The organism is Paenibacillus sp. NPDC058898 (genome assembly GCF_049316025.1).
Taxonomy (GTDB): Bacteria; Bacillota; Bacilli; order Paenibacillales; family Paenibacillaceae; genus Paenibacillus_AQ.
Window position 1 is genome coordinate 413,168 of the sequence record NZ_JBMOSM010000002.1, and the last position, 24,547, is coordinate 437,714.

Below are 24,547 nucleotides of genomic sequence, written 5' to 3' on the forward strand. Positions count from 1 at the left end.
GTTTTTCTGATCCTTAATCACCATATATTAGGGAGACTCAAAGAGTTTCACCGATTATCTAAGAGGTTATCTCGTTATGGAAATTGGCATGTGCTCTTAGCTATCATGTGCCGCTTATGGATTAACTTTGATGGAACCAAGGGCGGTCGTCAGAGATATTTTCGCTCCGCCGCCGTTTATGTCACTCTGACCCCGGCTTGCTCCAGTAATCTGTCCAAGCTCGGTTTCGGTATCCAGCGTGTATTTCATGGACGGCGCAAACATGGCCGTGATGCTGCCTGCCGATGTGTTGGCCGTCAGCGTGCTGTCCTTATCGATCTGCTCAAGGTCCAGCTTAACACTGCCCGCTTCGGATACGATCTTGGAATTGCCCGTGATTTCCGTTTTGGCGAGCTGAATTTCCCCGGCTCCCAACTGAAGGTCAAAATCCCCCTTCAATTCGTTCACCCAAATCTTCCCAACATCATTCTTGATGCGGATATGCTGCAGGTCTTCCGGTACTTCGATCACATAATCTATCATGAATCCGGAGTCGCCAAATTGCTTCTGCGACCAATCCCATAAACTCTTGCTGGAGTCCTCCATAGGGTGCGTTCTTAATTCCAGGATGTCGTCCTTGAGCGTAAAGGAAGTAGCGGCCTGCTCCGTAACCTGGGTACGAATGTTGTCATTCTTGAAGAAGCCTTCGTTAAACCACACGGTCGTTTTCACTTTGATCTCATCACCGGGTGCAGCGATGAGCTCCACATTGCCTACGGCATGGTCGATGGCCAGTCCCTCGGCTGTGCCGACTTCCTGAGCCGTCGTCAACTCGAACTCTTTCCCTTCCCGCTTTACATGATCACTGATAGCAAGTGCTGAATCGCCGGCCATATTCCCGACTTGCGCTAATTTATCAAGCTCCCGATTTACCGCTTCATCCGCATTTTGGGCGACGTCGCATCCGACCAGCACGGCAAATATCAACAGCGATGAAATTTTCACTGCCATCATGCTATGTTTTCTCATAAAATCCTCCACGTCCATTCCTGTGTATGTATATGTCCATTATATCGTGAAGGAAAAAAAGTTAACACGCTGCCACGGACCAGTTTCTTCCTGGACCTTAGTCTGGGACGCCCCTCCGTCTTTTGTATGACGCTGCGCGTACGAATCATTCCTCCATCGCTATCCGCAGCACGACCTTCCCCCGAACATGGCCGGACTCCACGGCGCGATGCGCTTCTGCTACTTCGCTCAGCGAAAATGTCCGGGACACATGGATCTTCAATTTCCCTTGTTCATATAATTGAACCAGTTCGGCCAATCGATCCTTGGATAGCTGACTGCGGATCGCGCAAACTCCCAGTTCTTCTACCTGATCAAAGGCTACAATCGTGCCGATGCGGCTCCGGTCTCCGACAAGCTCCACCGAGGCTCGCAGCGCTTCTTCGCCAGCTGCATCAAGCGCAGCACTCACTCCCTCGGGGGCTGCCGCCTTGACCCGGTCTACAAGACCTGGGCCATAAACAACAGGAACAGCGCCCAGTGAACGAAGATAATCATGATTTCGCTCGCTCGCCGTTCCGATGACCCGGGCTCCCCTGGCACGAGCGATCTGGACGGCAAAAGAACCGACGCCACCTGCTGCCGCATGAATCAAGACCGTATCCCCGTGACCAACCCCTAACGTCCCAAGTGCCGTATGAGCGGTTTGCCCCGATGCGGTCAAGACTCCGGCTTCTTCCCAAGGCATGGAATCCGGTTTGCGTACAACTTGATCTGTGCTGACCACCACATACTCAGCGTAGCAGGCGAGTAAAGACCAGCCAATGACGTCCTCTCCAACCTCAAAGCCGGTGACCCCCTCACCTACCTGATCTATCGTTCCGGCGAACTCGTTACCAAGGATTTGCGGCATCCGCAATGTCACGCCGGGCGGCGCCCAGCCGCTCCCCCTGATCCCGCAGTCGGCCGGTTGCACGCCTGCAGCCTTGACTTTAACCCTTATCTGGCCGTTACCGGCCTGAGGATCTTCAAATTCCAAGACACGCAGGACATCCGGCGGTCCAATCGTACTAAACGCAGCGGCTTTCATATCGATCATCCTTTCATGAATTCCTTGATCTTGTTTCTGAGATCATTCTATAATCATCAATAGATAATAAAAAATACAAAATTGTCTATGTATATATATACTGGAGTATATAAGCAAGGGGGGGGTGAACCGTAATGGAAATGTTACAGCTGAAGTATTTTGTAACCGTAGCAAGACTTGAACATATGACCAAAGCCGCAGAGGAGCTCCATATTGCTCAGCCGGCGCTCAGCAAGACCATTTCCAGACTCGAAGAGAATCTCGGCGCTCCGTTATTTGAACGCCAAGGCCGGCAAATCCGTCTCAATCCGTATGGCAAAGCATTTTTGGCAAAAGCCAAAGCAGCCCTGCAGCTGCTGGAAGAAGGACGGAGGGAAGTCGAGGACCTGGCGGGACTGGAGCATGGGCGCATTCATATGGCCTTATCCAACATGGAGCAACTCAGAGAGCCTTTAAGATTGTTTCTAAGCAAACATCCGAAAGTCAACTTTCATATCATCCAGTCTTCGATGGAGGATATGGTTCAGACCATTGAACATAATGAGGTTGATTTCTTTCTCACTTCCATGCCCATCCGGCACCCGGATGTACGCAGCTTGCCTTTGCTCGTCGAAGAGGTGTTCTTGGCCGTTCCCCCCACCCACCGTTTAGCCGAAAAAAATCAAATTCACTTAAGCGAGGCTGCAGGAGAATCATATGTCGGTTATAAAGAAGGCCATCCGTATCAGAAGATGAATAATGAGTTTTGCAAACAAGCCGGTTTTCAGCCGAAGGTCGTCTGCGAGGTGGAAGACCCCGGAACCATAGCCGATCTGGTCCGTTCTGGATTTGGCGTAGCTTTAATCGGTGAATGCAGAAGCGGCGAGGAGTTAAAGCTGACGAAGCTAAGCATTCGAGAGCCTCAGACTCGTCGCATATTCCAAATTGCATGGCTGGAATCCAGGTACTTGTCCAAGGCCGCGATTGCCTTCCGTGATTTCCTCGTGGAATATTACGCGGAATCACGGTAAGCCGACCACAAGGGGCTGTCCCAAAAGATCTTAGATCTTGCGGGAGGCCCCCTTCTTGCTGTTAGAAGAACACTCCGTGTACGAATCATTCCTACCATCGCTGCTGCCCCCACATTTCTTGGAATGGTTCTGGGTAAAGACGAAATGTGGGGACAATGGCGAGCGCTGATGCTTGTCCGGAATCGTTTCGTCCTCTCCGCTACGCCATGCAGATTTCTTACTTTTTTAAACGCAAAGAAACCGTTTTTCGGTAAAATGGAGGTGCTGTCCAAACCATTAATGGATTTGGAGGAAGATATCCCTCGTCAAAGACAGAAATGGCGGTACAGGGCTGACCTCCCTGGAACCGCCATTCCTTTATTTTTTGCTGTTTTTTCATCAATTGAGCCGTCTCATCGAGTAAGCATACTTACTGATGGGACGAACCCTTAGCAACAGGATTGCCAATCAAATCCTATACTCGAATTCCATCATGCCCGCCTCTAATCGTCATCTTATTCAAGCCAACTTGCTACCGCATTTTAACGTCATCGCCATATTGCGCGCTGTACGCTCCATATTGGCGGCGGCTTGTCTTATCGCATCGTCCAGGCTGCATACGCCGGGCACAATCGTGAACACGATATCGATGCCATGCTCAAGCACCGCTTCATGCCCGTCCGCAAGCGAGCCCGCGATGCCGATGACCGGCACTCCGTACCGCTTGGCCGTCTTGGCCACGCCCATCGGCGTTTTGCCGTAAATCGTCTGGCCGTCGATGCGGCCTTCTCCCGTAATGACGAGATCCGCATCCTTCACTTGCGAAGCCAGCCCCGTCGCTTCGATAACGATATCCACGCCCCGCTTCAACTCAGCGTCCAAAAAAGCGAGCATACCGGCGCCAAGCCCTCCGGCTGCGCCAGCGCCGGGAATCTGGGCCACGTCGCGGCCCAAGCATGCCTTAATCATCGCCGCATAATGGTCGAGATTGCCGTCAAGCTGCTGTACCATGGCTGGATCGGCGCCTTTTTGGGGGCCAAATACGGCCGAGGCGCCGCGCTCTCCGGTCAGCGGGTTGTCCACATCGCACGCGGCCACGAAGGCAACCTGCTTCAGCCGCGGATCGGCTCCGCCCGTATCGATGCGGGCAATGCGATGCAACTCTCCACCGCCATGGCCTATTTCCGAGCCATCGGCGTCAAGCAGCCGCACCCCGATCGCCTGCGCCATGCCGGCACCGCCGTCGTTCGTGGCGCTGCCGCCCAAGCCGAGAATAATCGTGCTGACGCCTTCGTTCAGCGCCGACGTAATAAGCTCGCCGGTGCCGCGCGTCGTCGTGGCGAGCGGATTGCGCTGCTCCGGCGGCACAAGCGCTAGTCCCGAGGCGGCCGCCATTTCGATAATCGCGGTCTTCCCGTCACCAAGTATGCCGTAGAACGCGGTCACGGGGGTGCCAAGCGGTCCCGTCACTTCGCGGTGAACCAATCGTCCACCTGTCGCATCCACCAAAGACTGCACCGTGCCCTCCCCGCCGTCAGCCATCGGCACATTGACGATATCCGCTTCGGGATACACGGTCCGTATTCCCTTCTCTATGGCATGACATGCCTCTAATGCGGATAAACTCTCTTTAAATGAGTCTGGAGCAATTACAATCTTCATTCTCTCCACTCCCTCTCCATCAGTCTTAACCAACTGCCTGAACAATCATTTTGCCGCAGATTACAAGAACCAGCCGAACACGCCGAACACCAATGTCGATACAACGGCCAGGACGAGACCGATTGCGGTCTCATACGGAATAAGGCGCAGCCGCTCCTTCATCGCCATATTAACGCTTCCGCCCGTTGCATGGAAGAAGCTGCCGTGCGGCATATGGTCGAAGACAGTCGCCCCGGCGTGAATCATCGCCGCAGCGCCCAGGGAAGCAACGCCAAGCCCCATAATCGTCGAGCCGAACACCGAGCTGGCGACTGCGGTACCTGCTGTTGTCGAAGCGGTGGCTAAGGACATGAACGCGCCGCTTATCGGCGCAAGCAAGTAAGCCGGCAAGCCGGAGGAGGCCAGACTGTCGATGATGACATCCTTCAATTGCGAATTCGATATAATGCCGGCCAACGTCCCTGTGCCAAGCAGCATGACAGCCACGCCCGACATTTTGCCCAAGCCCGATACCGCAAATTGATTGATCTGCTTGATGCGGCCCATGCACAAGGCGCCAACGAGCCCGCCGACCGGCAGCGCGATAACCGGATCGATGACGATGCCGGCAATCGGGCGCAGCGCCAACAGCACAATCGCCGTGATCGGAGCCATCATCGCTGCCAGGAAGCCCGGAAGCTGCTGAGCGCCGTCGTCTACGCTTTCCTGGCCCGTGATCTTCGTTCCCTTTTTGGACAGGCGCTTCGCGATCAGATAAGTGGCAAAAAGCCCAAGGACAGCCGGTATGATTCCTGCCATCATCATCGATGTCAGTGGAATGTTGAATGCCTCCGCCGCCGAGATGGCGTTCGGATTCGGCGACATAATGTTGCCGGCCTTCCCGCCGCCGATCATGGCAAGCAATATCGCCATGCGGGACAAGTCGGCGCGCTGCGCAATCGCGATCGCAATCGGCGCCACCGTAATGACCGCGACGTCGATAAATACGCCGACCGCCGTCAGTACCATCGTCGCGAACGCCAGCGCAAACAGCGCACGCGTCTCGCCGACCTTGCGGATCAACGTTTCGGCAATCGTCTTCGCGCCGCCCGATTCAATCAAGACGCCGGCAAGCACGCCGGCTGCCAGGATGCGCAGCACGGCCGGAATCATGCCCTTCGCGCCATCCATCATCAAATTCACCGAATCAACCAGCCCGATTCCGCCGACGACCCCTCCGGCAAGTGCCCCAATCATCATGCCATAGGCAGGAGGGACTTTACGCAATATAAGCACAATCGCCACAACCAATGCCGTCAAAGCACCAAGTACAGTTACAGATACGTCCATAGTCAAGACCCCCTAATGTGTTGTCTCAATTCGTTATACTATTACTGTACCTGTAATGTGAAAGCGCTTCATCATGCATAAAAATGAAATAAAGCGCTTTATTGAGCGTGTTTTTTGTTCAAATGCACAAATCATGCATGTTCCTTCCAGACACCGTCACTCTCCGGCTTCCTCTCTTTCAGCGCGCTTAGCCAGCGGGCCGTCATTAGCGTATATAAATCGCGAAAATGCTTCGGGTCTTTGCCGGTCACCTCATGAATGCGCTGCAGTCGGTAGCGAAGCGTATTCCGGTGAATCGACAGCCGCTCGGCGATGCGCTGCTGCTCGCCGTTCTCATCATAATAGGCCTCCAGCGTCTGCTGAAGTTCCCCGCTCTTATCCTCCTGCGCAAACCGCCGCCATAGCCGCTGCAGCTCTTCCGCCACCCACGAGGGCGTAACGTTCGCTGCCACGGTCTCATTCGGCATATCTTCGCCGTAGTATACCGTCTGCTCCGGGAATATCGCCTGGCCCGCCCGCATCGTATCTTGCGCGGAACGGTAAGACGCGATTAAGCCGTCGATGCCGGAATACGCCTTGCCAACCGCAATGCGGAGAGGCGCAATCCGCTTCTCCTCCAGCAGCCTGCGAATGTGACGGATGCCTTCGCATATATCGGCGTTCGGCTTCCGCGGGTGGAGATGGGGCTTATACAACACGATTTGGCGCGTATTGTGAATGGCGATCAGATCGATGGCGGGCCGACCCTCCAATATTTCAACCACCTGCTTGAGCGTAGACAATGAATTCGCGTCCTGCGCACCGATCAGCTCCATAATGCATGCAACCCGCGCTTTATCCGGATGGAAGCCAATCCGTTCCGCCTGGAGGCGCAGCATGGCGTTATCCTTGCCGTCCGCATGAATGATGGACTGAAGAAAATCCTCCTTCATCCGCTTATCCCATTGGGCTTTTTCCAGCAGATCTGCTTGCTCCAAGTACATTTCCGCCGTCATTTTCACCAGCTCGCCGTACTTGGTCACCTCGTTCGGATCGCCGGTAATACCGATGACCCCAACAACTTCGCCCTGGAAGTGAATGGCCAGATTCGTTCCGGGCAGCACCCCTTGCAGCTTGCGCGCGCTTTCCTCGTCAATCTCGAAGCGACCCTTCCTCTCAATCGCAATGAGCGCCCCTTCATGCTTCTGATATAAGCGCGAGCGGTCGCCAGAACCGATAATCCGCCCCCGTTCATCCATGACGTTCACATTATAATGAATCACTTGCATCGTCCGCGTTACAATTTCTTGCGCCAATTCCTTAGTCAATCTGCTCATCTTGTCTATCCCCTGTCTATGTCCGCCATGATATGAAAAAACGCCCTCCATCCGATAAGCGCGATTAATCGCATTCTTCCGGGATAGGGGCATTCAGCTTCGAATAACGTTATTATACGCCCTAAATGTGAGTGTTAACACGAGGAAGGGAATTTCCTCCCGAAGTGGCTGTTATTCGGTGAGTTACTATAATTAACAATTATTTTGTCTGAGTATACGCTTTCGCGTTTCTTTTGTAAACTCAAACACCACCAGTATAGCCTCAAGAGAACGCAGGTACTCATGATTCCGTCGCTTGCGGTTGAGGTGGATTTCTTTCTAAGAATGTATCGCTTAAGCGAAACTTCCCGGTGAATCGTTTATTGGCTGCATTCATGCCACGAACCAACAAGCCGATTCTGATGGATCGGCTTGTTACTCCCTGTCTCTCCTGAGTTTGAGGCTCCCCTCTATGCTACTTCACGGTACGGTTATAATCCTGAATCTTGGTCGTAATTTCTTTCGCTGCGTCGTCCAGTGCCTGCTGCGGTGACTTTTTATTGTTCAGCACCTCTTCAATCGCCCCTTCCACAATCTGTCTTGCCTCGGGGAATACGCCCATCACGGCACCCTGGGTCGCTTTAACCAGCTTCGTCTGGTGCAGCTGATCAATGGCTGTCTGGAATTGCGGGAATTTCTTCAGATTCTCCTTCACGCTTTCTTCCTCATACGCCTTCGTGGTAATCGGGAAGTACCCGGTATTGATATGCCAGTATGCCTGCTCCGATGGAGAGGTCAGGAATTTAATGAACTCCCATGCGGCTTTTTGTTCTGCTTCAGGACGACTGTTCATCATCCACAGGCTTGCTCCGCCCACGATAACACCGCCTTCTTCCGCTCCTTCCGGCTTCGGAAGGAAGCCTGTGCCTACTTCAAACTTGCCTTCCGAGCTATCCACAAGTCCCTTCAAAGCTGCGGTTGAGTCCAGAATCATGGCGACCTGACCGGCCGAGAATGCCTTCTTGGAATCATCGGTTTTACGTCCCAGGTTATTGGCTGCCTTGGAATCGATCAGATCCTTCCACCAAGTCAGCACCTTTACGCCAGGCTCGGAATTGACTAGTGACTCGGTCGCCAGATCGTCTCGGCCGTTGCCGTTGTTCACATACTCCGCACCCTGATTGGCAAACAACTGCTCCATAAACCAGCCGTATATAGCAAAATTCGCTCCAACCGCCTTCCCTTTTTTCGATATCGTGTCTGCCGCGATTTTCAGTTCTTCAAACGTCTTAGGCGGACTTTCCGGATCGAGCCCTGCATCCTTGAACAGGTCTTTATTGTAATACAGTATCGGATTAGAGGAGTTGAAAGGCATGGAATACAGCTTATCCTCAAATGTATAATACCCGCTGATGTTAGGCTCTAGCTGCGACACATCCCACTGATCCGCATCAATGAACCCCTGCATGGGTGTAATTAGTTTGGAATCGATCATAAACCGGCTGCCGATCTCGTACATCTGGACCACGGAGGGCCCCTCGTTTGTTCCCATCGACGCCTTCAGTTTACTTAACAGGTCATCATAGGTTCCCTGATACACCGCTTCTACCTGCACCTTGTCCTGTGAAGCGTTAAAGTTGGCGACTAATTGATCAACCACCTTGGTATTAGCTCCTCCCATCGCATGCCAGAACACCACTTTTTGAACACCAACATCGGTTTTTGGTACGGAATCCGTCCCCTTATCAGGCTCCTCACCCATGTTAATGTTACACGCGCTTAGCAGCAGCATGATCGCAGCTAACACGATACTTACCAATCTCGTTCTTCTTTTCATCCGTGATTCTCCCCCTTCGTTCGTAAAATGCTTCCTATGACAAACCTGCATATGACAGGCCAACCACCGTACTAACCTTTCAACGCACCAGCGGTAATTCCGCGCACCAATTGTTTGACGCCAAAAGCCAGCAGTACAAAGGAAGGAACCAGCACGATGGTCACGCCGGCCAGAATCAGATTCCATGACATCACTTCAGCATGCTGCAGCATAGCCACCCCGATCTGTACGGTTCGCATCGAGGCCTGGTTTGTGATCAAAAGCGGCCACAAGAAGTGATTCCAGTGCGTGAGGAAGGTGTACACCGCCAAGGTAGCAATGGAAGACCGGGACAACGGCAGCACCATGGACAGAAAACTTCGGATATGACCGCACCCGTCGATTTTGGCCGCATCAAACAGCTCACGCGGGAGCTGCAGAAAAAACTGGCGCAGCAGAAACACGCCAAAGGCCCCTGCCATAAACGGCACGATCAATCCCTGGTAGCTGTCCATCCAGCCCCAATCCTTAATGGTCAGATAATTCGGAATAATCGTGACTTCCCAAGGAATCATCATCGTTGACAAGAAGAGTCCGAACAGTAGTGCCTTACCCTTAAAATTAAGAAATGCAAACGCATATGCGGCCAGACTTGATGTAATGACCTGACTGATCATGATGGCCGACGAGACAATGAAGCTGTTCAGAATAAAGCGAATAATCGGGAAGCCGGAGATGGCCTCCGTAAAATTGCCCAAATAGAAGCTCGACGGGAACAGCGGTGGTGGGAAATTAGCTACCTCCTTCTCGGTCATAAAGGCTGAGAACACCGTAAAGATGAGCGGATATAACACAATCAAAGACAGGAGGATGAGCAGCAGATAGGTAAACAGGGACGTAATTCCGCGCAGGGTCATTGGTAATGCACCTTCTTTTCCAGAACTTTAAACTGCAACAGCGTAAGGAGCAGAATAATCGCAAACAGGATCAGAGCCTGTGCGCTGCCGATGCCAAACCGGAAATTGACGAAGGCATCCTGATAAATGGAGTAAACCATGACATTGGTGGAGTTGATCGGACCTCCCTTGGTCAGAATGTGAATTTGCCCGAATGCTTGAAATGCACCGATAACCGATACAATCAAAGCAAAGAAAATCGTAGGTGACAGCAGTGGCAGTACGATTTGGATAAAGGTCCGGATCGGCCCGGAGCCGTCCATTTTGGCGCTCTCGTATATCTCCTCCGGAACTCCCTGTAAACCGCTGGACAGCACAATAAACAGAAACCCCATGTTCATCCAGATCGTCATGATCGAGATCGAGATCAGAGCCCAGGAAGGATCGGTTAACCAAGGGATCGGCCCGAGATGAACGAAGCTTAGAAAATAGTTCAGCATGCCCGCCGTAGGATGAAACAACAAAAACCATATAATCGAGCCGGTCCCGACGGAAATGACAATCGGCAATGAGAAAACAAACTGAAACATCTTCATCCCTCGCAGCTTGTTGTGGGTAATGGCGGCAAGAAACAGCGACCATATCAAGGAGGTGGGCACGGTAAACAAAATAAACATCAGCGTTACGCCAAGATTCTTATAGAATGATCCTGATGATAAAAGCCGGATAAAATTCTCCAACCATACAAATTCAACAACCTGACCCCGCGGATCCGTTATCGTCATGCTGAGATAAACCGATTTCAGCATCGGGTAGAACAAGAACATCATAAACAAGATGATGGAGGGTGCCAGAAATCCATAGGCTAAAGCATGCTCACCCCAGAGCCTTTTTCTTGTCGCTGCACTTTTAGGTTTCTTGCCGTGTGAAACGCTTTCATTACTAGACAACCGACATTCCCCTCTCTTCGAAAATTTCTCTCTGCCTTTCGAAAAGATGCAAGGATTCGCAAAAAAAGAGAACAAAAAAACACATAAACTGCATGCCGAAAAACAGACAAGCAATTCATGTGATTCTCCTCTTCTCCATCACATATGCAGCATGCTCTATACAATCCTCCCTTCATTATTATCAATAACATTGAAAATTTAGAACATTCCATGCCTTGATATTTCGAGCCTTGACAATAGCTGGAAATGACAATATTCTTGAGTAAACACTCAGTATATGGGATTCGTCATTTAATCAAAAAAGGAAGCCATCTGCCTATGCCTACAACAAACAATCGAAATGCCAAGAAGGAACGGATATTGAACGCCGCTCTGAAGCTGTTCTCGCAGCAGGGATTTCATGCGACGACAACCAAAGAGATTGCCGCCGAAAGCGGCGTTGCCGAAGGGCTGATCTTCTACCACTTCGGAGATAAGCGGAAGCTGCTGCTCTACATTGTGAACAATTTTTCCTTTGTTACGCAGCTCCAAGAGGATGCGGATGAACTGTCGAAGCTGCCTGCGGAGGAAGCCCTGTTTCAATACGGCTTGGCGTACCTTGGGTTCCTCAGGACGAACATGGATTATCTGATGCTCATTTGGTCACCTGAACTCATAAGGGATGCCGAGGTATCCAATGAGGTGTCACGACTGATCGGAGGTTTTGGGACAGCAGGCAGCAGCATACTCAAACAGGCCGCGGGATCGAAGCATCAACCGGAACATACGGTTCAGGTCGCGATGACGATGATGACCTCCTCCATTCTGGTCTACTGCATGCTCCATTCCCGCTTCGGACAGGAAGCCCTCCCGCTCGGGGACGAATCCTATATTCGCGAGCTCGTCCGGCTGCTGATGCATGGTTTTAATGAAGGATCCTAAGGCGCCGATGTTCATCCCAGTAAGGATAGAATAGAAAAGCTGATAGCAGAACAGAAATAACCTCTCTGCATCAGCTTCTTTTATCGGCTCAATTTGAGTGTACACTCAGTTTCTATAAATATTGCTAATAGTGTTAGAAGGAAGGGAGAAATGAGGATCATGCTGTCAATCATGCCAGATTGGAGTTTCGCCATGATGTTGTGGCTGCTGCCGGTTGTATTTTTCATTCACGATGGAGAAGAGATTGCCACGATGGAATGGTGGCTTAGGAAGAACAAGAATAACCCTGTGCTTTCCAAAATCTCGCCTATCTCCACTCCGTGGGATAAAAATATCACCCTGCAATTTACATTTGCCGTCCTGCTGATCGGCTTCATTCTCACCAGCGTAACGGCCATTACGGCTCTTAACTTCGAGATCGGCAGCCCATTCAACGCGCTGTTCGCTGGCTTTGTCACGGTGTTCCTGCTGGATGGCGTGAAACATGTGGGAGCCTCGATCGCTCTATGGGCATACACCCCGGGTGTCATTACAGCAGCTATCCTTGAAATTCCTTACGGGATTTATGCGCTCTATCGCCTCTTTCACGCAGACATCATAAATATAGCTTCATTCGCCCTCGGAACCATCATCGCCCTGCCGATCACCCTGCTGCTTGTATGGACAGGTCTGACGCTAGGAAAACGGATTGCCCCCTTCCGCCACGACATATAGGGCATTCCTATCATTGCGAAAACCATCTTTGACTGGCCTTGCATTCCCTTACATATTAGCCAAGCGATGGCTCATAACCATTATGGATAGCCGTTTAACAGGATATTTTACGGAAAAAGCCTAGAGAGGGAGATACAGATTAATGGAGGATCAGAACCGGAACAGAGGAAATCATGACCGTGTCCCACAGCCGATACGCAGCGACGGAGCAGGCGGGCCAGACTATGGTCCGCGGGATGTGGTGAGGGATATCGAGAATCCCGACATGCTAGTGCCTCCGATTACGGATGCGGGCTTGATGCCCAATCTGAAAGTGTCGTTCTCCGACACGCATATGCAGCTGAATCATGGCGGCTGGTCGCGGGAAATTACGGTACGGGACCTGCCGATTGCGACTACGCTGGCCGGCGTCAATATGAGCCTCACGCCCGGCGGCGTTCGGGAGCTGCATTGGCATCAGCAGGCGGAGTGGGCCTATATGATCTGGGGCAGCGCAAGAATTACGGCCATGGATGCAAGCGGTAGAAATTTCATCGCGGATGTGGGACCCGGCGATCTGTGGTATTTTCCTGCCGGTCTCCCCCACTCGATCCAGGGACTCGAGGAAGGCTGTGAATTCCTGCTGGTTTTTGACGACGGCCACTTCTCAGACCTGAACACCTTATCAATCTCCGACTGGTTTGCCCATACGCCAAAGGATGTGCTGTCCGCCAACTTCGGCGTTCCGGAGAACGCTCTTAACCATATCCCGAAGGAACAGGTTTATATTTTTCAGGATCAGGTGCCAGGTTCGCTCGAAAGCCAGGAGATCCAATCCCCTTACGGAACAGTGCTGCTGAGTTTCAAGCACCGGCTGCTGGCGCAAGAACCGATCATAACCCCCGGCGGAAGCGTAAGAATCGTGGATTCCAGCAATTTTCCGATCTCCAAAACCGTTGCAGCCGCGCTCGTTGAGATCAAACCGGGCGCCATGAGGGAGCTTCATTGGCATCCGAATCAGGATGAATGGCAGTATTACCTGGCCGGACAAGGACGAATGACCGTGTTTGCCGGCAATGGAGCGGCGCGAACCTTTGATTACAGAGCCGGTGATGTGGGCTATGTCCCCTTTGCCTTCGGCCACTACATACAGAACACGGGCACGGAATCCTTATGGTTTCTCGAAATGTTCAGAAGCGACCGGTTCGAGGATGTTTCCTTGAATCAATGGATGGCCTTGACCCCTCGGGACCTGGTCCAGGATAACCTGAGAGTCGGAACCGAAGTCACCGATGCTTTGCGCAAGGAAAAGTGGCCTGTCGTGAAATATCCGGGATATTCGTATTACCCGAGGTAAGTTCTAGCCTCCCCCTTTGATTGAGCACATTGCCTGTTCGATTAAAAATTCGTGCAGACCGGCCAAGAGGATTTTATTCCAAGGCCGTCTGCCTTTGCCGTCATGCGGACATTTGACTTTTCTTTCCTCCTGCCATATAGTTCATTAATGAAACTATTTCATACGTGAACTATTCGAAAGGAGAACTATTGTTGAACGACAAGGCAAAGCAATGGATCGACCGATATGTGGATGTCTACCTGCTGGTCACCCGGCGGATTAACGCCCAGATTCGGGAACATCTCGGTGAAGATCTGACCAATGACCAGTTTCAGGTTGTGCGCATCATCAACAGCATGGATCACTGTACTTCATCCCATCTGGCGGAAACGCTTGCCGTCGGCAAGAGCTCGATTACCGCTATCGTCAACCGTCTCGTGGATGCCGGCATTATCGACAGAACCCGGGACAAAGCAGATCGCAGGCTGGTTTATCTGACTTTAACGGAATACGGACATACGATTTTTGAATCTGCCCAGGAACAGATGAGGGAGATCGTCTCTCCTTATATGGAGCATTTTGAAGAAAAAGATATCGAAATGTTTATCTCAATGTTCGAGAAGCTGGGGCAATTGATGCTTGAATCAGGGGGGAGAAAGAATTGAAAGCCATACTGAAAGCAAGATGGGCCATTATCATTCTGTGGCTGGCAGCCGCAGTCGTGCTGTTTTTGTTCGCGCCATCCATGTCGGACTTGGTGCGGGAGAAAGGGCAATTATCCGTACCGGATGGTTATACCTCTTCACGCGCTGCTGAAATTCTCAAGGAGGCCTCCGGCGGCGAGGGTGGGGAAACCCTGCACCAGGTTGCGCTCGTCTTCAATAAACCCGATGGGTTAAGCGAAACGGATAAGGAGAGTATCCGGGAGGGCGTTCAAGCTTTAAACAACAATAAAGAAAGCCTCCATATTGATTCCATCAATGAACCGTTCACGCAAACGGAGCTGGAAGACACGCTGATTGCCAAAGACGGTAAGACCATCATGGTCGCGCTTCAGGTCAGCGGCGGCCAGGAAGCCGTGAAAGCTCTACCCCAGAAGGTTGATCAGGTGCTGGATGGCGTTCAAGCTGATCATTACCTGACAAGCGAAGGTCTCATCAATGAAGATACTATCGTCAGCTCGGAGGAAGGCCTGAAGAAAACGGAATATATTACGGTTGTCTTTATTCTCCTCATTCTATTCGTTGTATTCCGTTCCTTCGTAGCACCATTCGTACCGCTGTTGACCGTAGGTCTCAGTTATATCGTGTCACAGTCAGTCGTTTCTTTTCTCGTGGACCAATTCAACTTCCCGATATCTACCTTCACCCAGATCTTTATGGTGGCCGTCATGTTCGGGATCGGAACCGATTACTGCATCCTGCTGATCAGCCGGTTTAAGGAAGAACTCACCACGTCGGAGGATACCAAATCGGCCATCATCGAGACTTACCGAAAAGCCGGCGGCACCGTGCTTTATTCCGGGCTTGCCGTATTTGTAGGTTTTGCAGCCATCGGGTTATCCAAATTCATTCTGTACAAATCCGCAGTTGCGGTTGCAATTGGCATTGCCGTTATGCTTCTAGCATTGGTTACAGTCGTTCCATTCTTCATGGCGGTGCTGGGCAAGAAGCTCTTCTGGCCATCACGCGGCAAGCTGGAGCATAGCGAGAATAAGCTTTGGGGAGCGGCAGGTTCCTTCTCTCTTAAGCGCCCTTGGGCGGCATTGCTTGTCGTCGCTGTGATCGTGGCCCCTTTCTTGGCTACATACAGCGGCAAACTGTCATTTAACAGCCTGGAGGAAATCGGGCCAAGTTACGCTTCAGTCAAGGGCTTTAACATTATTTCGGACAGCTTCGGTCCCGGACAATCGCTGCCTTCCACCATCGTGATCAAGAACGATGACCGGATGGATACGGCAGAATACATGGGACTCGCGGAAAAAATCAGCCGGGAAGTGGAAAAGGTTGATGGCGTATCCAGCGTACGCGGGCTCTCCCGTCCAACCGGTGAGCAGATCAACGATTTCCTCATTCCAACGCAAGTGAAAACGTTAAATGAAGGATTGGGAGAGTCCAAAGACGGACTGACCCAAATCCAGAATGGACTATCCGAAGCAGGCAAGCAGCTCAGCGAGAATACGCCGAAGCTGAATGAAGCCGCAGCGGGAGCCAAAGAGCTGACCAAGGGAACCGCCGACCTCAAGGACGGCATTACGGAGCTTGGCCAAGGCATCAGCGCCATTCAAAAAGGAATCCAAAGCGGAAGCGCAGGCGCAGGCGAACTCAAAACCGGGCTTGCCCAAGCTGCGAAAAGCGCGAAAGAGTTAGCTGCAGCCCATGCCCAGCTTCTTCAAGGTTATAAACAGCTTGATACCGGATTAGCAGCTCTTGACGGCGGCGTTGCCGAACTTAAAGAGCAACTGGGCGGCGTGGCGACCGCACTGAGTGGACTTGAAGGCTCCTTCACGGGATTGGAGAGCAATTACCCGGAACTCATTCAAGATACCGACTACCAAACCATTAAGGGTACCGTTACGCAAACAGCTGTAGGCACAGCCGAACTGGCGGCAGGGTTAGGACAGATCTCCGAGCAGCTTAAAGGTGCGTCTGCCGGCTTATCGGAAGCAAACGCCGGCTACGCTAAGGCAGCCGCCGGGCAAACGGCGCTTGCCGACGGTCTTCAGCAGCTCGTGACCGGTATCGCCGAGCTGCAATCCGGCCTTTCGCAGGCAGCTAACGGGCAAGGACAGATCGTGAACCAAATTCCTTCCATTACGGGTGGTCTGGACCAGCTGCAGGGCGGGCAGAAGCAGCTTGCCGACGGCTTTGGTGATCTAACCGGCCAGATCGGAGAGCTGACGGCAGGACTGAACTCCAGCGCGGACGGATTGAAGCAAATTTCGGACGGACTGCATTCCGCTCAGGATTATCTGCAGCAGATCCAGGACGTTCAGGATGAAGAGCTCAGTGGTTTCTTCATTCCACAGGAAGCCCTGGAGAATAAAGAATTCCAGACGGTATTCGATACCTATCTCAGCAAGGACCGCAAAGTGATGACGCTGGATGTAGTTCTGGCAACCAATCCGTACAGCGAAGAAGCTCTGGGCAGTGTTGAACAAATTCAAGCTGCGGTAGACCGTGCAGTAAAAGACACGAAATTGGAGAACGCCGAAGCTGCCATCAGCGGCATTACCAGCACAAATAACGATTTGCAGAACATATCCAACGAAGACTATTCGCGAACCGTCATTCTCATGCTGAGCGGAATCTTCATTATCCTGGTCGTGCTGCTGCGCTCCATCGTGATGCCGATCTATCTAATTGTCTCTCTGGTCATCACATACTTTACGGCTGTCGGCGTTACGGAGATGATCTTCGTGCACGGCTTCGGGTATTCCGGCATCACCTGGGCCACGCCGTTCTTCAGCTTTGTCATGCTGATCGCGCTTGGGGTGGATTACAGCATCTTCCTCATGGCGCGCTTCAACGAGAACAAGTCCTGGAATGTTCAGGATGCCATTCTGCATGCCATGCGCAACATGGGAACCGTGATCCTGTCCGCGGTGGTCATTCTTGGCGGTACCTTTGCGGCGATGTATCCATCCGGCGTACTGTCCATGATGCAGATCGCAACGGTTGTCCTGGTTGGACTTGTGCTCTATGCACTCCTGTTCCTGCCATTCTTCGTACCGGTGATGGTCCGTATCTTTGGCCGGGCTAACTGGTGGCCGTTCACCCCCAAGGAGCAGGACACAAAGAGCAGCCCGTCCGGACATGACGTAGGAATGTAACCATTATAAAGATGACCCAAACCTAACAATATTTACAATAACCGCCTTTTTCCTGATTGATGACAGGTAAAAAGGCGGTTTTTTATACGCCATATCATTAAAAATGAACGGAAACCTTGTTCGTACTTGGAACTGCCTCCAAAGAACTGAACAAATGCTTTTTGCAGGGGAATAACTATACGACCGTCACATTTTCTCGTATATTAAGAAGAAGAATCTCGAATTTCACAACAACCCATATAAAACCTAGAAGGAACGTGAACCGTGCCGACGCGATCTGCAAAAAATACATATCACATTGGAAGTAAAAAGATTGTTCAGTATATATTGGCAATTACTGTTTTTCTGTCCGTGCTCCTCAGCATTCGCTGGTATTGGATCGAAGCCTTCGTTCCTCCCCACCACCCGAAAGCCTCCCAAGGGGTGCTCGACTTGCGCAGCTGGGACTTCATTCATTCCAAATCCATAACATTGGACGGGGAATGGGCGTTCTACCCTGACAAACTCGCCACAAAACAGGAGCTGGAGCAAACCCATCCGCAGCATCGCTATGTGCAGGTTCCAGGAAATTGGCGGGGAAGCCAAACGAAGGAATCCGAATCCGCCTATGGTACCGGCACCTATCGGCTTCGTATTCTGATTGATCCAGCCTTAACCGCCCCCCTTTCCTTCTGGATCCAACAAATTCAGGCTTCGGCCAGCGTGGAGATAAACGGCATTAAAGTAGGGGAGATGGGCAAGACCGGAGAAGATGGCAATAACACCTATTCACCGGCTCGAAGTCCCTTCGTAGTCGATTACACTCCCGCTGAACATACGCAAGAAATCGATTTGCTTGTACGCGTGGCCAACTTTGAGCATCCGCTCAAAGGCGGAATTGTAAATTCCATCAAGCTGGGATCCAGCGAAGCCATCCACGATGAACGCGGACTTTCCATCGATCTTCAACTCATTACATTCGTCGTGCTCATCCTTCACGGTCTGTATTCCTGCATCCTATTTTTATTTAATCCGAAGGAATGGACGCTGCTTGATTTTTTCCTGCTGCTTCTCACCGCATCCGTGACGATTGTAGTGTCAGATGACGATTTACTGCTGAAATGGCTGTCCATCAATTACACTTGGGATCTTAAAATCTCCATTTTGTCTTATTCTTGGCTATCTTTTTTCATATTGAAAATGACCAGAAGTTTCACCATAAAGACTCGCAGCCGATGGTTTATCGGTTATGGCATTTCCCTGCTTCTATATTCCGGATTTATTGCAATCGCACCTGCTTCCCTTGTTTTCTGGACGGTAGAATATAAAGTTTTTAGCATTTATTATATATTGCCGGTTGTCATCTCTATCTATATGTTCGGGAGAATGGTGGCTGCAAGCCGGGATGACGCGATCTTTCTGCTCCTGGCAGCCAGCGGCATTTTCTCCAGCGTGATCTGGGGAGCGCTTAACAAATATCAGGAGCTTCCAACCGTATACTACCCCGTTGATGTCATCTCGGCCATCATCGGTTTCTCGGCCTATTGGTTTAAGCGTTATTTCCGCAATGCCGATAAAATCAGCAAGCTCAACCGCCAATTACAGAAAGCGGACAAAATGAAAGACCGGTTTCTAGCCCAGACGTCACATGAGCTGCGAACGCCGCTGCACGGGATCATGAATATCGCCCAGAGTGTGACGGACAGGGAGCAGCATCATATGGACAGTCGAAGTGCAGAGGATATGAATCTCCTTATTAAGGTTGGACGTCAGATGTCGCATCTGCTGAATGATCTCCTGGACGCAGTAAGGCTGAGGGAAAAGCGAATCATACTGCATGCCGAGCCGCTGTCCTTGCCCTCTGTCGTAAATGGCGTTATCGATATCTTGAAGTATTTGGTCGAAGGAAAAGCCGTAGAGTTGAAAATGAACTTAGACATATCCGAAGCCCTCCCTCTCGTTATGGCTGATGAAAAGAGGCTTGTGCAAATCCTCATGAATGTACTGCATAATGCCATCAAACATACCGAGGAAGGAATCATTGCCGTATCGGCCATCGCCAAGAACGGGCAAATGATCATCGAGGTAACGGACACGGGAACAGGAATGGATCAGGAAACACAGCAGCGTGTATTTCTGCCATACGAACAAGGCGATCCCGGATACGGCGACACCAACGGCATCGGTTTGGGCCTTAGCATCAGCAGAGAGCTGGTAGAACTTCATGGCGGTAGCATGACGGTTCACTCCGAAGTCGGAAAGGGTTCAACGTTTACCTTCACCCTTCCTTTGGCTGATTCGACGGATATAGAGATTTCTCCGAGCATATTGACCGAGCGGCTCGGAGCCTATGAAGAAATGGCAGCAAGCCGGAACGACCTCAACGGCCAGCCGCTCCTAACCGTAGAAGCGACGTCCATGGAAGAGCAGATGAATATCCTGGCGGTTGACGACAATCTTGTAAATTTAAGAGTGCTTGCCAGCATACTGATGACTGAACCTTATCACCTGCAATTAGCAACTTCGGCCGGAGAAGCGCTGGAATTGCTCGGAACGAAACCATGGGATTTGGTTATCGCAGACGTGATGATGCCGCAGATTTCAGGCTACAAGCTGACACGGATGATAAGAGAGCGTTACTCCTCTTCCGAACTCCCTGTGCTTCTGCTGACGGCGCGCAGCGAGCCCTCCGACATGTATGCGGGATTTCGGGCAGGTGCTAACGATTATGTCACGAAACCGGTGGACCCAATGGAGCTTAAATACCGTATCCAGTCATTAATTACATTAAAACAGTCCGTAAACGAGCGTCTTCGTATGGAGGCCGCTTATCTGCAAGCGCAAATCCATCCGCATTTTTTGTTTAACACCTTGAATTCCATCCACGCTTTGAGTGAAATTGATGTGGAAAGAATGCGAAAACTTAATGAGGCTTTTAGTTCATACCTGCAAATCAGTTTTCAATATCAAAACTCCGGCAAATTTGTCTCACTATCGGAAGAACTCGAACTCGTACGCGCTTACTTGTATGTTGAGAAGGAGCGACATGGTAACCGGCTCCATGTCATATGGAACCTGGATCAGGACGCAAACCTCCTGCTTCCTCCCTTAACGATTCAGCCTCTGGTCGAGAATGCGGTACAGCACGGTATTATCCCAATAGCTAAAGGCGGCACCGTCGAAATCCATATAATCCGTCAGGAGCAGTCCACGCTAATTCAGGTCAAGGATAACGGCATGGGAATGAATAAAGAAAAAGTACAGGAGTTGCTGGATGCTCCGCGCAAGGACAAAAGAGGGATCGGTCTGTATAACACAAATCGCAGACTGATTCAGACGTATGGGAGCGGTCTTTCCATTCAAAGCGAGGTCCGTGAGGGGACAAGCGTATCTTTTGTCATCCCTGATCCGGAGGAATAGCATCTCTTAACAGAAAAAGGAGGGGGTCCCGTCAGATCTAAGATCGATCTAAAATCTTTGGGACACCCTCCTTTTTTTCAAATATAGACGGATCCGATTGCTTCGGGTTCTTGTTCCTTCTGCCATTAACTTGATCAGGATCGCCGCAAACGAAAAAGATGCTCCAGTCTAGCAGCTCACGATACAACTCCGATATAAAACCCGTCATACCCCTTACTTCCCACCGTTTGAATAGCTGTGCCGGAAATGGCGGAGTGGGCGGACAGCATATCCATGAATTTGCGGATACCGTGCACCCGAGGGTCTGTGCTGTGATGATCGATAACTTCTCCATCACGGATCACATTATCGCTAATAATGACGGTGCCTGGCCGTGAGAACTGTAACGCCCACTTCAAATAATTTGGATTGTTGGGTTTATCGGCATCGATAAAGATCAGGTCAAACGGCTTCACCTTCTCTTTGGCCAACTGCTCCAACTGCAGCAGGGCATCGCCTACCCGGATTTCCACTCTATCCTGTAGTCCGGCCAATACCACGTTGGATTTGGCAACCTCGGCATGATGCGGATCGAGCTCCAGTGAAATTAGTTGCCCCTCAGCCCCAATCGCCTTAGCCATCCAAATCGTACTGTAACCTCCCAGCGTACCGATCTCCAAAATTCGTTTCGCGCCTTTGATCTGAACGATGACGTTCAGCAGCTTACCTTGAGCCTTGGATACATCAATTTCCGGCAATCCGGCCTCTCGATTTGCAGCTAACACCTTCTCCAGCACCTCATCATAAGGAATCAAGTGTTCTGCGATGTAATCATCCACTTTTTCCCAAGTTGCAGCTGCAGCATCCTTCTTTTTCATGTCCGTTTCCTCCCTTATTCTCCATCTGGATCTTACAAAATCATTGTATGTGATTTAATGTTATAGATATAATATATATTTAAAATACTTATATAACTTAAATATATGATTGGATAGGAGTGCGGCTCTCATGAATTTACACGCATTACGTCTCTTTCACGTCATCGCCACAACGGGCAGTGTTACCCGTGCTGCTGAATTGTTAAATATAAGCCAACCCGCCATAACAGCCCAGATTAAAAAATTCGAGAAGGAACTCTCCCTTACTCTCTTTAAACCGCAAGGCAGGGGCATCGGATTGACGGAGGCCGGAGCCGAGCTCGTCCCGCTTGCCAAAAGACTCTTCTCTGTCGAACAGCAGATTGAACAATTCTGTCTGGATTACCGCAGCGGTTCGAGGGGACAGATCCGCTTGGCGGCAACCTATCTACCTTCCCATTTTCTCCTGCCGGCCTGGCTTGCAAAATACAAGCAGCGGTACGAAGAAGTGGAAATGAGCATAACCACCACGAATTCAAGCGATGCGCTTAAGCAGCTGTTAAATATGGATGTCGAGCTTGCGATATACGGCGGCCTGCCAGAGGAATCTCCGAATACGATACAGACCGAGGAGCTGTTCCGGGATGAGTTATGGTTTGTCGTATCCCCCGATCACCGTTATGCCAATCAGCGTATCTCTCTGGATGAGATGATGAGAGAGCCTTTTGTTATGCGGGAGGAAGGCAGTTCAACGCGGGAACGGTTATTTGCCTTATGCCGTACCCATAGCGCACCTTCCCCGCGGATCACGCTGCAATTCAATGGTCTGCACGAAGCAATCACAGCCGTCATTGCCGGATACGGTGCAAACTTTGTGTCTTCACTCGTCGTGCGGGAGTATGTGGAACGCGGCGAGCTGGGCCGGGTCTATGTTGATGGAATCGAGCTGCAAAATATCATAGCAGTCTGCACCCGCAAGCATGAACCGTTATCCGCTGCCGCCATGAACTTCGTGGATATGATCCGGAATCAGTAAGTTACCGTTACATTTCCCCTATACATATTTCCTGCCGGGCTTCTCGTATTCTGATATGCCGTTGCTGATGCATTGTTATAAGCCCCGATCACATACGCGGAAGGGTCTGTCAGGTAAAGCGTATTGTTGGAGAACTCGTTATCGATTCCCCACCCCGGCACGATCTCGTGGAGCTGAAACGCATCCACAATGATGCTGTTCCCGTTCTGATAAGCCGTATTATTCCGTATGATAGCCCCATTGCCTTTCACATCGATAAAGCTGTCAGCATAATTCGCACCGCTAATTCCCTCGCCATAGAAGATGCAGTTCTCAACGAGCGTTCCCATCGACCGTTCCTTGAAATCGATGTGCTCTGCCGTTATATTCGGACCAAAAATAACATTACGTATCGTATTGTAGTGGGTATTCTGGTTGTAGCTCGCTCCCTCTGCAGAACCTACATAGACCCCTTCCCCAAAGCCCGCTCCCGTCTTGCCCGTATTATGAATACGGGAGTTCTCAATGGAGCTATAGGATGTGCCATCCCGGAAATGCACCGCTTCGTAACCGATATGGTAAACCTCCACATCCGTGATGCGGGTAAAGTTGGAATTGTCCAGGATGATTCCCTTTTGCGCATTGGTAAACTTTAGATTGCGTATGATCCAGTAGTCGCCCCGAACGCGTAAACTGTAACCAGAACCTGCGGAATACCCGGAAATAATGGCTGGTTCAGCCGGGTTCTGACTCTCGATGACGATAGGCTTCAGGGCAGTTCCCTCGACATCCGTGGAGAAACTTCCCGTGTATGTCCCGGGTGCCAGGACAATTCGCTTCCCGGATACCACGTTCTTCAATGCGCTCTGCAAACATGACGTTGTGGAACAAGCGATAAGATCCGATGGATCAGGGTTCGGCGTGCCCCCGCCGCCGTTTTCGGAATTGCATGGTCCTTTATCCTGCCACACGCCCCAAAGGCCAGTGGTTCCCGGCTCTTCGCCAGTCGTCCACCATTTCGCCTTCAACCGTTTCCCGAGATGTGATACTTCAGCTTCGCTCTTGTAAGCGCTGCCAACATTCCAGGGAATATTCGTGCATTCGGCAAGAGCCGTACCCTTTCTGCTTAATATATCCTTTCCACCGGATACCACTGACGACTCGGCATTAGCGTAGTCCGATCTAACCCATGTAGACGTCAATAACAGCAGCGTCAAAATGACTAATATCGGTTTGATCAGGCCGCGGTTCGTTCCCGTATTTCTCATCAAACATGCCATCCTCCTTCAAATTGATCTTGATATGCATCGTTACCATATTAATGTGAAGGAGAATCAAAACATTCCATTCATGCGGTTAATAATCGATTCAACACCGCTCTCATAAAGGGCCGATTTAAGCCGGCGCTCGGGAGGCGCGGCGTCGGCAACGGCCTCCATTCGGTCCATCATCCGAAGCGTAACGTCATCCCGAAGCAAGCCGTAAAATTTCTTTTTCGCGT

The 24,547-nt window shown here is 51.0% G+C and carries 20 protein-coding genes; 8 read left to right on the top strand and 12 right to left on the bottom strand.

Features of this window, described 5'->3' with window-relative positions; all coding sequences use genetic code 11:
- Positions 1 to 114: 114 nt before the first annotated feature.
- Together ACOZB4_RS06170 and ACOZB4_RS06175 are read right to left on the bottom strand one after the other, a co-directional pair.
- Positions 115 to 1,008 (bottom strand): DUF4097 family beta strand repeat-containing protein, encoded by an 894-nt coding sequence (locus ACOZB4_RS06170; RefSeq protein ID WP_379406327.1) that lies wholly within the window; start codon positions 1,006 to 1,008, stop codon positions 115 to 117.
- Positions 1,009 to 1,153: 145 nt separating this feature from the next.
- The gene (locus ACOZB4_RS06175) at positions 1,154 to 2,077 is read right to left on the bottom strand and encodes an NADP-dependent oxidoreductase (RefSeq protein WP_379406399.1); all 924 of its coding nucleotides are present in this window, start codon (positions 2,075 to 2,077) and stop codon (positions 1,154 to 1,156) included.
- A gap of 134 nt (positions 2,078 to 2,211) precedes the next feature.
- Here ACOZB4_RS06175 and ACOZB4_RS06180 point away from each other — a divergent pair, with 134 nt between their 5' ends.
- Positions 2,212 to 3,087: a LysR family transcriptional regulator gene (locus tag ACOZB4_RS06180; RefSeq protein WP_379406326.1), complete on the top strand. Its 876-nt coding sequence runs from the start codon at positions 2,212 to 2,214 to the stop codon at positions 3,085 to 3,087.
- A 217-nt stretch (positions 3,088 to 3,304) separates the two neighbouring features.
- On the opposite strand, the gene ACOZB4_RS06185 is transcribed toward ACOZB4_RS06180, so the two are convergent.
- From ACOZB4_RS06185 to ACOZB4_RS06215, 7 genes are all read right to left on the bottom strand, one after another.
- Positions 3,305 to 3,466 carry a hypothetical protein gene (locus ACOZB4_RS06185; RefSeq protein WP_379406325.1) on the bottom strand — a complete coding sequence of 54 codons (162 nt, stop codon included), beginning with the start codon at positions 3,464 to 3,466 and terminating at the stop codon, positions 3,305 to 3,307.
- A gap of 119 nt (positions 3,467 to 3,585) precedes the next feature.
- The gene (locus tag ACOZB4_RS06190) at positions 3,586 to 4,728 is read right to left on the bottom strand and encodes a glycerate kinase (RefSeq protein ID WP_379406324.1); all 1,143 of its coding nucleotides are present in this window, start codon (positions 4,726 to 4,728) and stop codon (positions 3,586 to 3,588) included.
- A gap of 60 nt (positions 4,729 to 4,788) precedes the next feature.
- A complete protein-coding gene (locus ACOZB4_RS06195; RefSeq protein WP_339291378.1) occupies positions 4,789 to 6,057 on the bottom strand; it encodes a GntP family permease in 1,269 nt (422 codons plus the stop codon).
- Positions 6,058 to 6,188: 131 nt separating this feature from the next.
- Positions 6,189 to 7,373: a sugar diacid recognition domain-containing protein gene (locus ACOZB4_RS06200; RefSeq protein ID WP_379406323.1), complete on the bottom strand. Its 1,185-nt coding sequence runs from the start codon at positions 7,371 to 7,373 to the stop codon at positions 6,189 to 6,191.
- A 454-nt stretch (positions 7,374 to 7,827) separates the two neighbouring features.
- A complete protein-coding gene (locus ACOZB4_RS06205; RefSeq protein ID WP_379406322.1) occupies positions 7,828 to 9,189 on the bottom strand; it encodes an ABC transporter substrate-binding protein in 1,362 nt (453 codons plus the stop codon).
- A gap of 71 nt (positions 9,190 to 9,260) precedes the next feature.
- Positions 9,261 to 10,085, bottom strand: a complete 825-nt coding sequence (locus tag ACOZB4_RS06210; RefSeq protein WP_339266962.1) for a carbohydrate ABC transporter permease — start codon at positions 10,083 to 10,085, stop codon at positions 9,261 to 9,263.
- Positions 10,082 to 11,014 carry a carbohydrate ABC transporter permease gene (locus tag ACOZB4_RS06215; RefSeq protein ID WP_379406321.1) on the bottom strand — a complete coding sequence of 311 codons (933 nt, stop codon included), beginning with the start codon at positions 11,012 to 11,014 and terminating at the stop codon, positions 10,082 to 10,084. Before ACOZB4_RS06215 ends, ACOZB4_RS06210 begins: the two co-directional genes overlap by 4 nt.
- Before the next feature lie 318 nt (positions 11,015 to 11,332).
- On the opposite strand from ACOZB4_RS06215, the gene ACOZB4_RS06220 reads away from it, so the two are divergent.
- From ACOZB4_RS06220 to ACOZB4_RS06245, 6 genes are all read left to right on the top strand, one after another.
- Positions 11,333 to 11,935: a TetR/AcrR family transcriptional regulator gene (locus tag ACOZB4_RS06220; RefSeq protein ID WP_379406320.1), complete on the top strand. Its 603-nt coding sequence runs from the start codon at positions 11,333 to 11,335 to the stop codon at positions 11,933 to 11,935.
- Between the two features lie 159 nt (positions 11,936 to 12,094).
- The gene (locus tag ACOZB4_RS06225; protein ID WP_422759505.1) at positions 12,095 to 12,649 is read left to right on the top strand and encodes an HXXEE domain-containing protein; all 555 of its coding nucleotides are present in this window, start codon (positions 12,095 to 12,097) and stop codon (positions 12,647 to 12,649) included.
- 142 nt (positions 12,650 to 12,791) lie between these two features.
- A complete protein-coding gene (locus ACOZB4_RS06230) occupies positions 12,792 to 13,985 on the top strand; it encodes an oxalate decarboxylase family bicupin (protein ID WP_379406318.1) in 1,194 nt (397 codons plus the stop codon).
- A gap of 191 nt (positions 13,986 to 14,176) precedes the next feature.
- Positions 14,177 to 14,629 (top strand): MarR family winged helix-turn-helix transcriptional regulator, encoded by a 453-nt coding sequence (locus ACOZB4_RS06235; protein WP_213643791.1) that lies wholly within the window; start codon positions 14,177 to 14,179, stop codon positions 14,627 to 14,629.
- Positions 14,626 to 17,796 (top strand): MMPL family transporter, encoded by a 3,171-nt coding sequence (locus ACOZB4_RS06240; RefSeq protein ID WP_379406317.1) that lies wholly within the window; start codon positions 14,626 to 14,628, stop codon positions 17,794 to 17,796. Before ACOZB4_RS06235 ends, ACOZB4_RS06240 begins: the two co-directional genes overlap by 4 nt.
- A 327-nt stretch (positions 17,797 to 18,123) precedes the next feature.
- Complete coding sequence (locus ACOZB4_RS06245) at positions 18,124 to 21,195, top strand: hybrid sensor histidine kinase/response regulator (RefSeq protein WP_379406316.1); 3,072 nt, start codon at positions 18,124 to 18,126, stop codon at positions 21,193 to 21,195.
- Between the two features lie 176 nt (positions 21,196 to 21,371).
- Here the strand turns inward: ACOZB4_RS06245 and ACOZB4_RS06250 are convergent, their stop codons facing one another.
- Complete coding sequence (locus ACOZB4_RS06250) at positions 21,372 to 22,052, bottom strand: O-methyltransferase (protein WP_379406315.1); 681 nt, start codon at positions 22,050 to 22,052, stop codon at positions 21,372 to 21,374.
- A 130-nt stretch (positions 22,053 to 22,182) separates the two neighbouring features.
- Between ACOZB4_RS06250 and ACOZB4_RS06255 the strand changes: the two genes are divergently transcribed.
- Entirely contained in the window at positions 22,183 to 23,067 is an 885-nt protein-coding gene (locus ACOZB4_RS06255; RefSeq protein ID WP_379406314.1) for a LysR family transcriptional regulator, read from the top strand.
- Here the strand turns inward: ACOZB4_RS06255 and ACOZB4_RS06260 are convergent.
- On the bottom strand, positions 23,061 to 24,314 hold the full coding sequence (locus ACOZB4_RS06260; protein WP_379406398.1) for a right-handed parallel beta-helix repeat-containing protein: 1,254 nt from the start codon (positions 24,312 to 24,314) through the stop codon (positions 23,061 to 23,063). The genes ACOZB4_RS06255 and ACOZB4_RS06260 overlap by 7 nt on opposite strands.
- Before the next feature lie 66 nt (positions 24,315 to 24,380).
- Positions 24,381 to 24,524, bottom strand: a complete 144-nt coding sequence (locus ACOZB4_RS06265) for a hypothetical protein (protein ID WP_379406313.1) — start codon at positions 24,522 to 24,524, stop codon at positions 24,381 to 24,383.
- Positions 24,525 to 24,547 lie beyond the last annotated feature (23 nt).

Bases quoted from the DNA above. Each gene is read 5' to 3' on its own strand.
- ACOZB4_RS06175 (WP_379406399.1), bottom strand. From the start codon at position 2,077: ATGAAAGCCGCTGCGTTTAGTACGATTGGACCGCCGGATGTCCTGCGT.
- ACOZB4_RS06170 (WP_379406327.1), bottom strand. From the start codon at position 1,008: ATGAGAAAACATAGCATGATGGCAGTGAAAATTTCATCGCTGTTGATA.
- ACOZB4_RS06205 (WP_379406322.1), bottom strand. From the start codon at position 9,189: ATGAAAAGAAGAACGAGATTGGTAAGTATCGTGTTAGCTGCGATCATG.
- ACOZB4_RS06230 (WP_379406318.1), top strand. From the start codon at position 12,792: ATGGAGGATCAGAACCGGAACAGAGGAAATCATGACCGTGTCCCACAG.
- ACOZB4_RS06225 (WP_422759505.1), top strand. From the start codon at position 12,095: ATGCTGTCAATCATGCCAGATTGGAGTTTCGCCATGATGTTGTGGCTG.
- ACOZB4_RS06210 (WP_339266962.1), bottom strand. From the start codon at position 10,085: ATGACCCTGCGCGGAATTACGTCCCTGTTTACCTATCTGCTGCTCATC.
- ACOZB4_RS06180 (WP_379406326.1), top strand. From the start codon at position 2,212: ATGGAAATGTTACAGCTGAAGTATTTTGTAACCGTAGCAAGACTTGAA.
- ACOZB4_RS06190 (WP_379406324.1), bottom strand. From the start codon at position 4,728: ATGAAGATTGTAATTGCTCCAGACTCATTTAAAGAGAGTTTATCCGCA.
- ACOZB4_RS06250 (WP_379406315.1), bottom strand. From the start codon at position 22,052: ATGAAAAAGAAGGATGCTGCAGCTGCAACTTGGGAAAAAGTGGATGAT.
- ACOZB4_RS06260 (WP_379406398.1), bottom strand. From the start codon at position 24,314: ATGAGAAATACGGGAACGAACCGCGGCCTGATCAAACCGATATTAGTC.
- ACOZB4_RS06220 (WP_379406320.1), top strand. From the start codon at position 11,333: ATGCCTACAACAAACAATCGAAATGCCAAGAAGGAACGGATATTGAAC.
- ACOZB4_RS06200 (WP_379406323.1), bottom strand. From the start codon at position 7,373: ATGAGCAGATTGACTAAGGAATTGGCGCAAGAAATTGTAACGCGGACG.
- ACOZB4_RS06185 (WP_379406325.1), bottom strand. From the start codon at position 3,466: ATGAAAAAACAGCAAAAAATAAAGGAATGGCGGTTCCAGGGAGGTCAG.
- ACOZB4_RS06255 (WP_379406314.1), top strand. From the start codon at position 22,183: ATGAATTTACACGCATTACGTCTCTTTCACGTCATCGCCACAACGGGC.
- ACOZB4_RS06195 (WP_339291378.1), bottom strand. From the start codon at position 6,057: ATGGACGTATCTGTAACTGTACTTGGTGCTTTGACGGCATTGGTTGTG.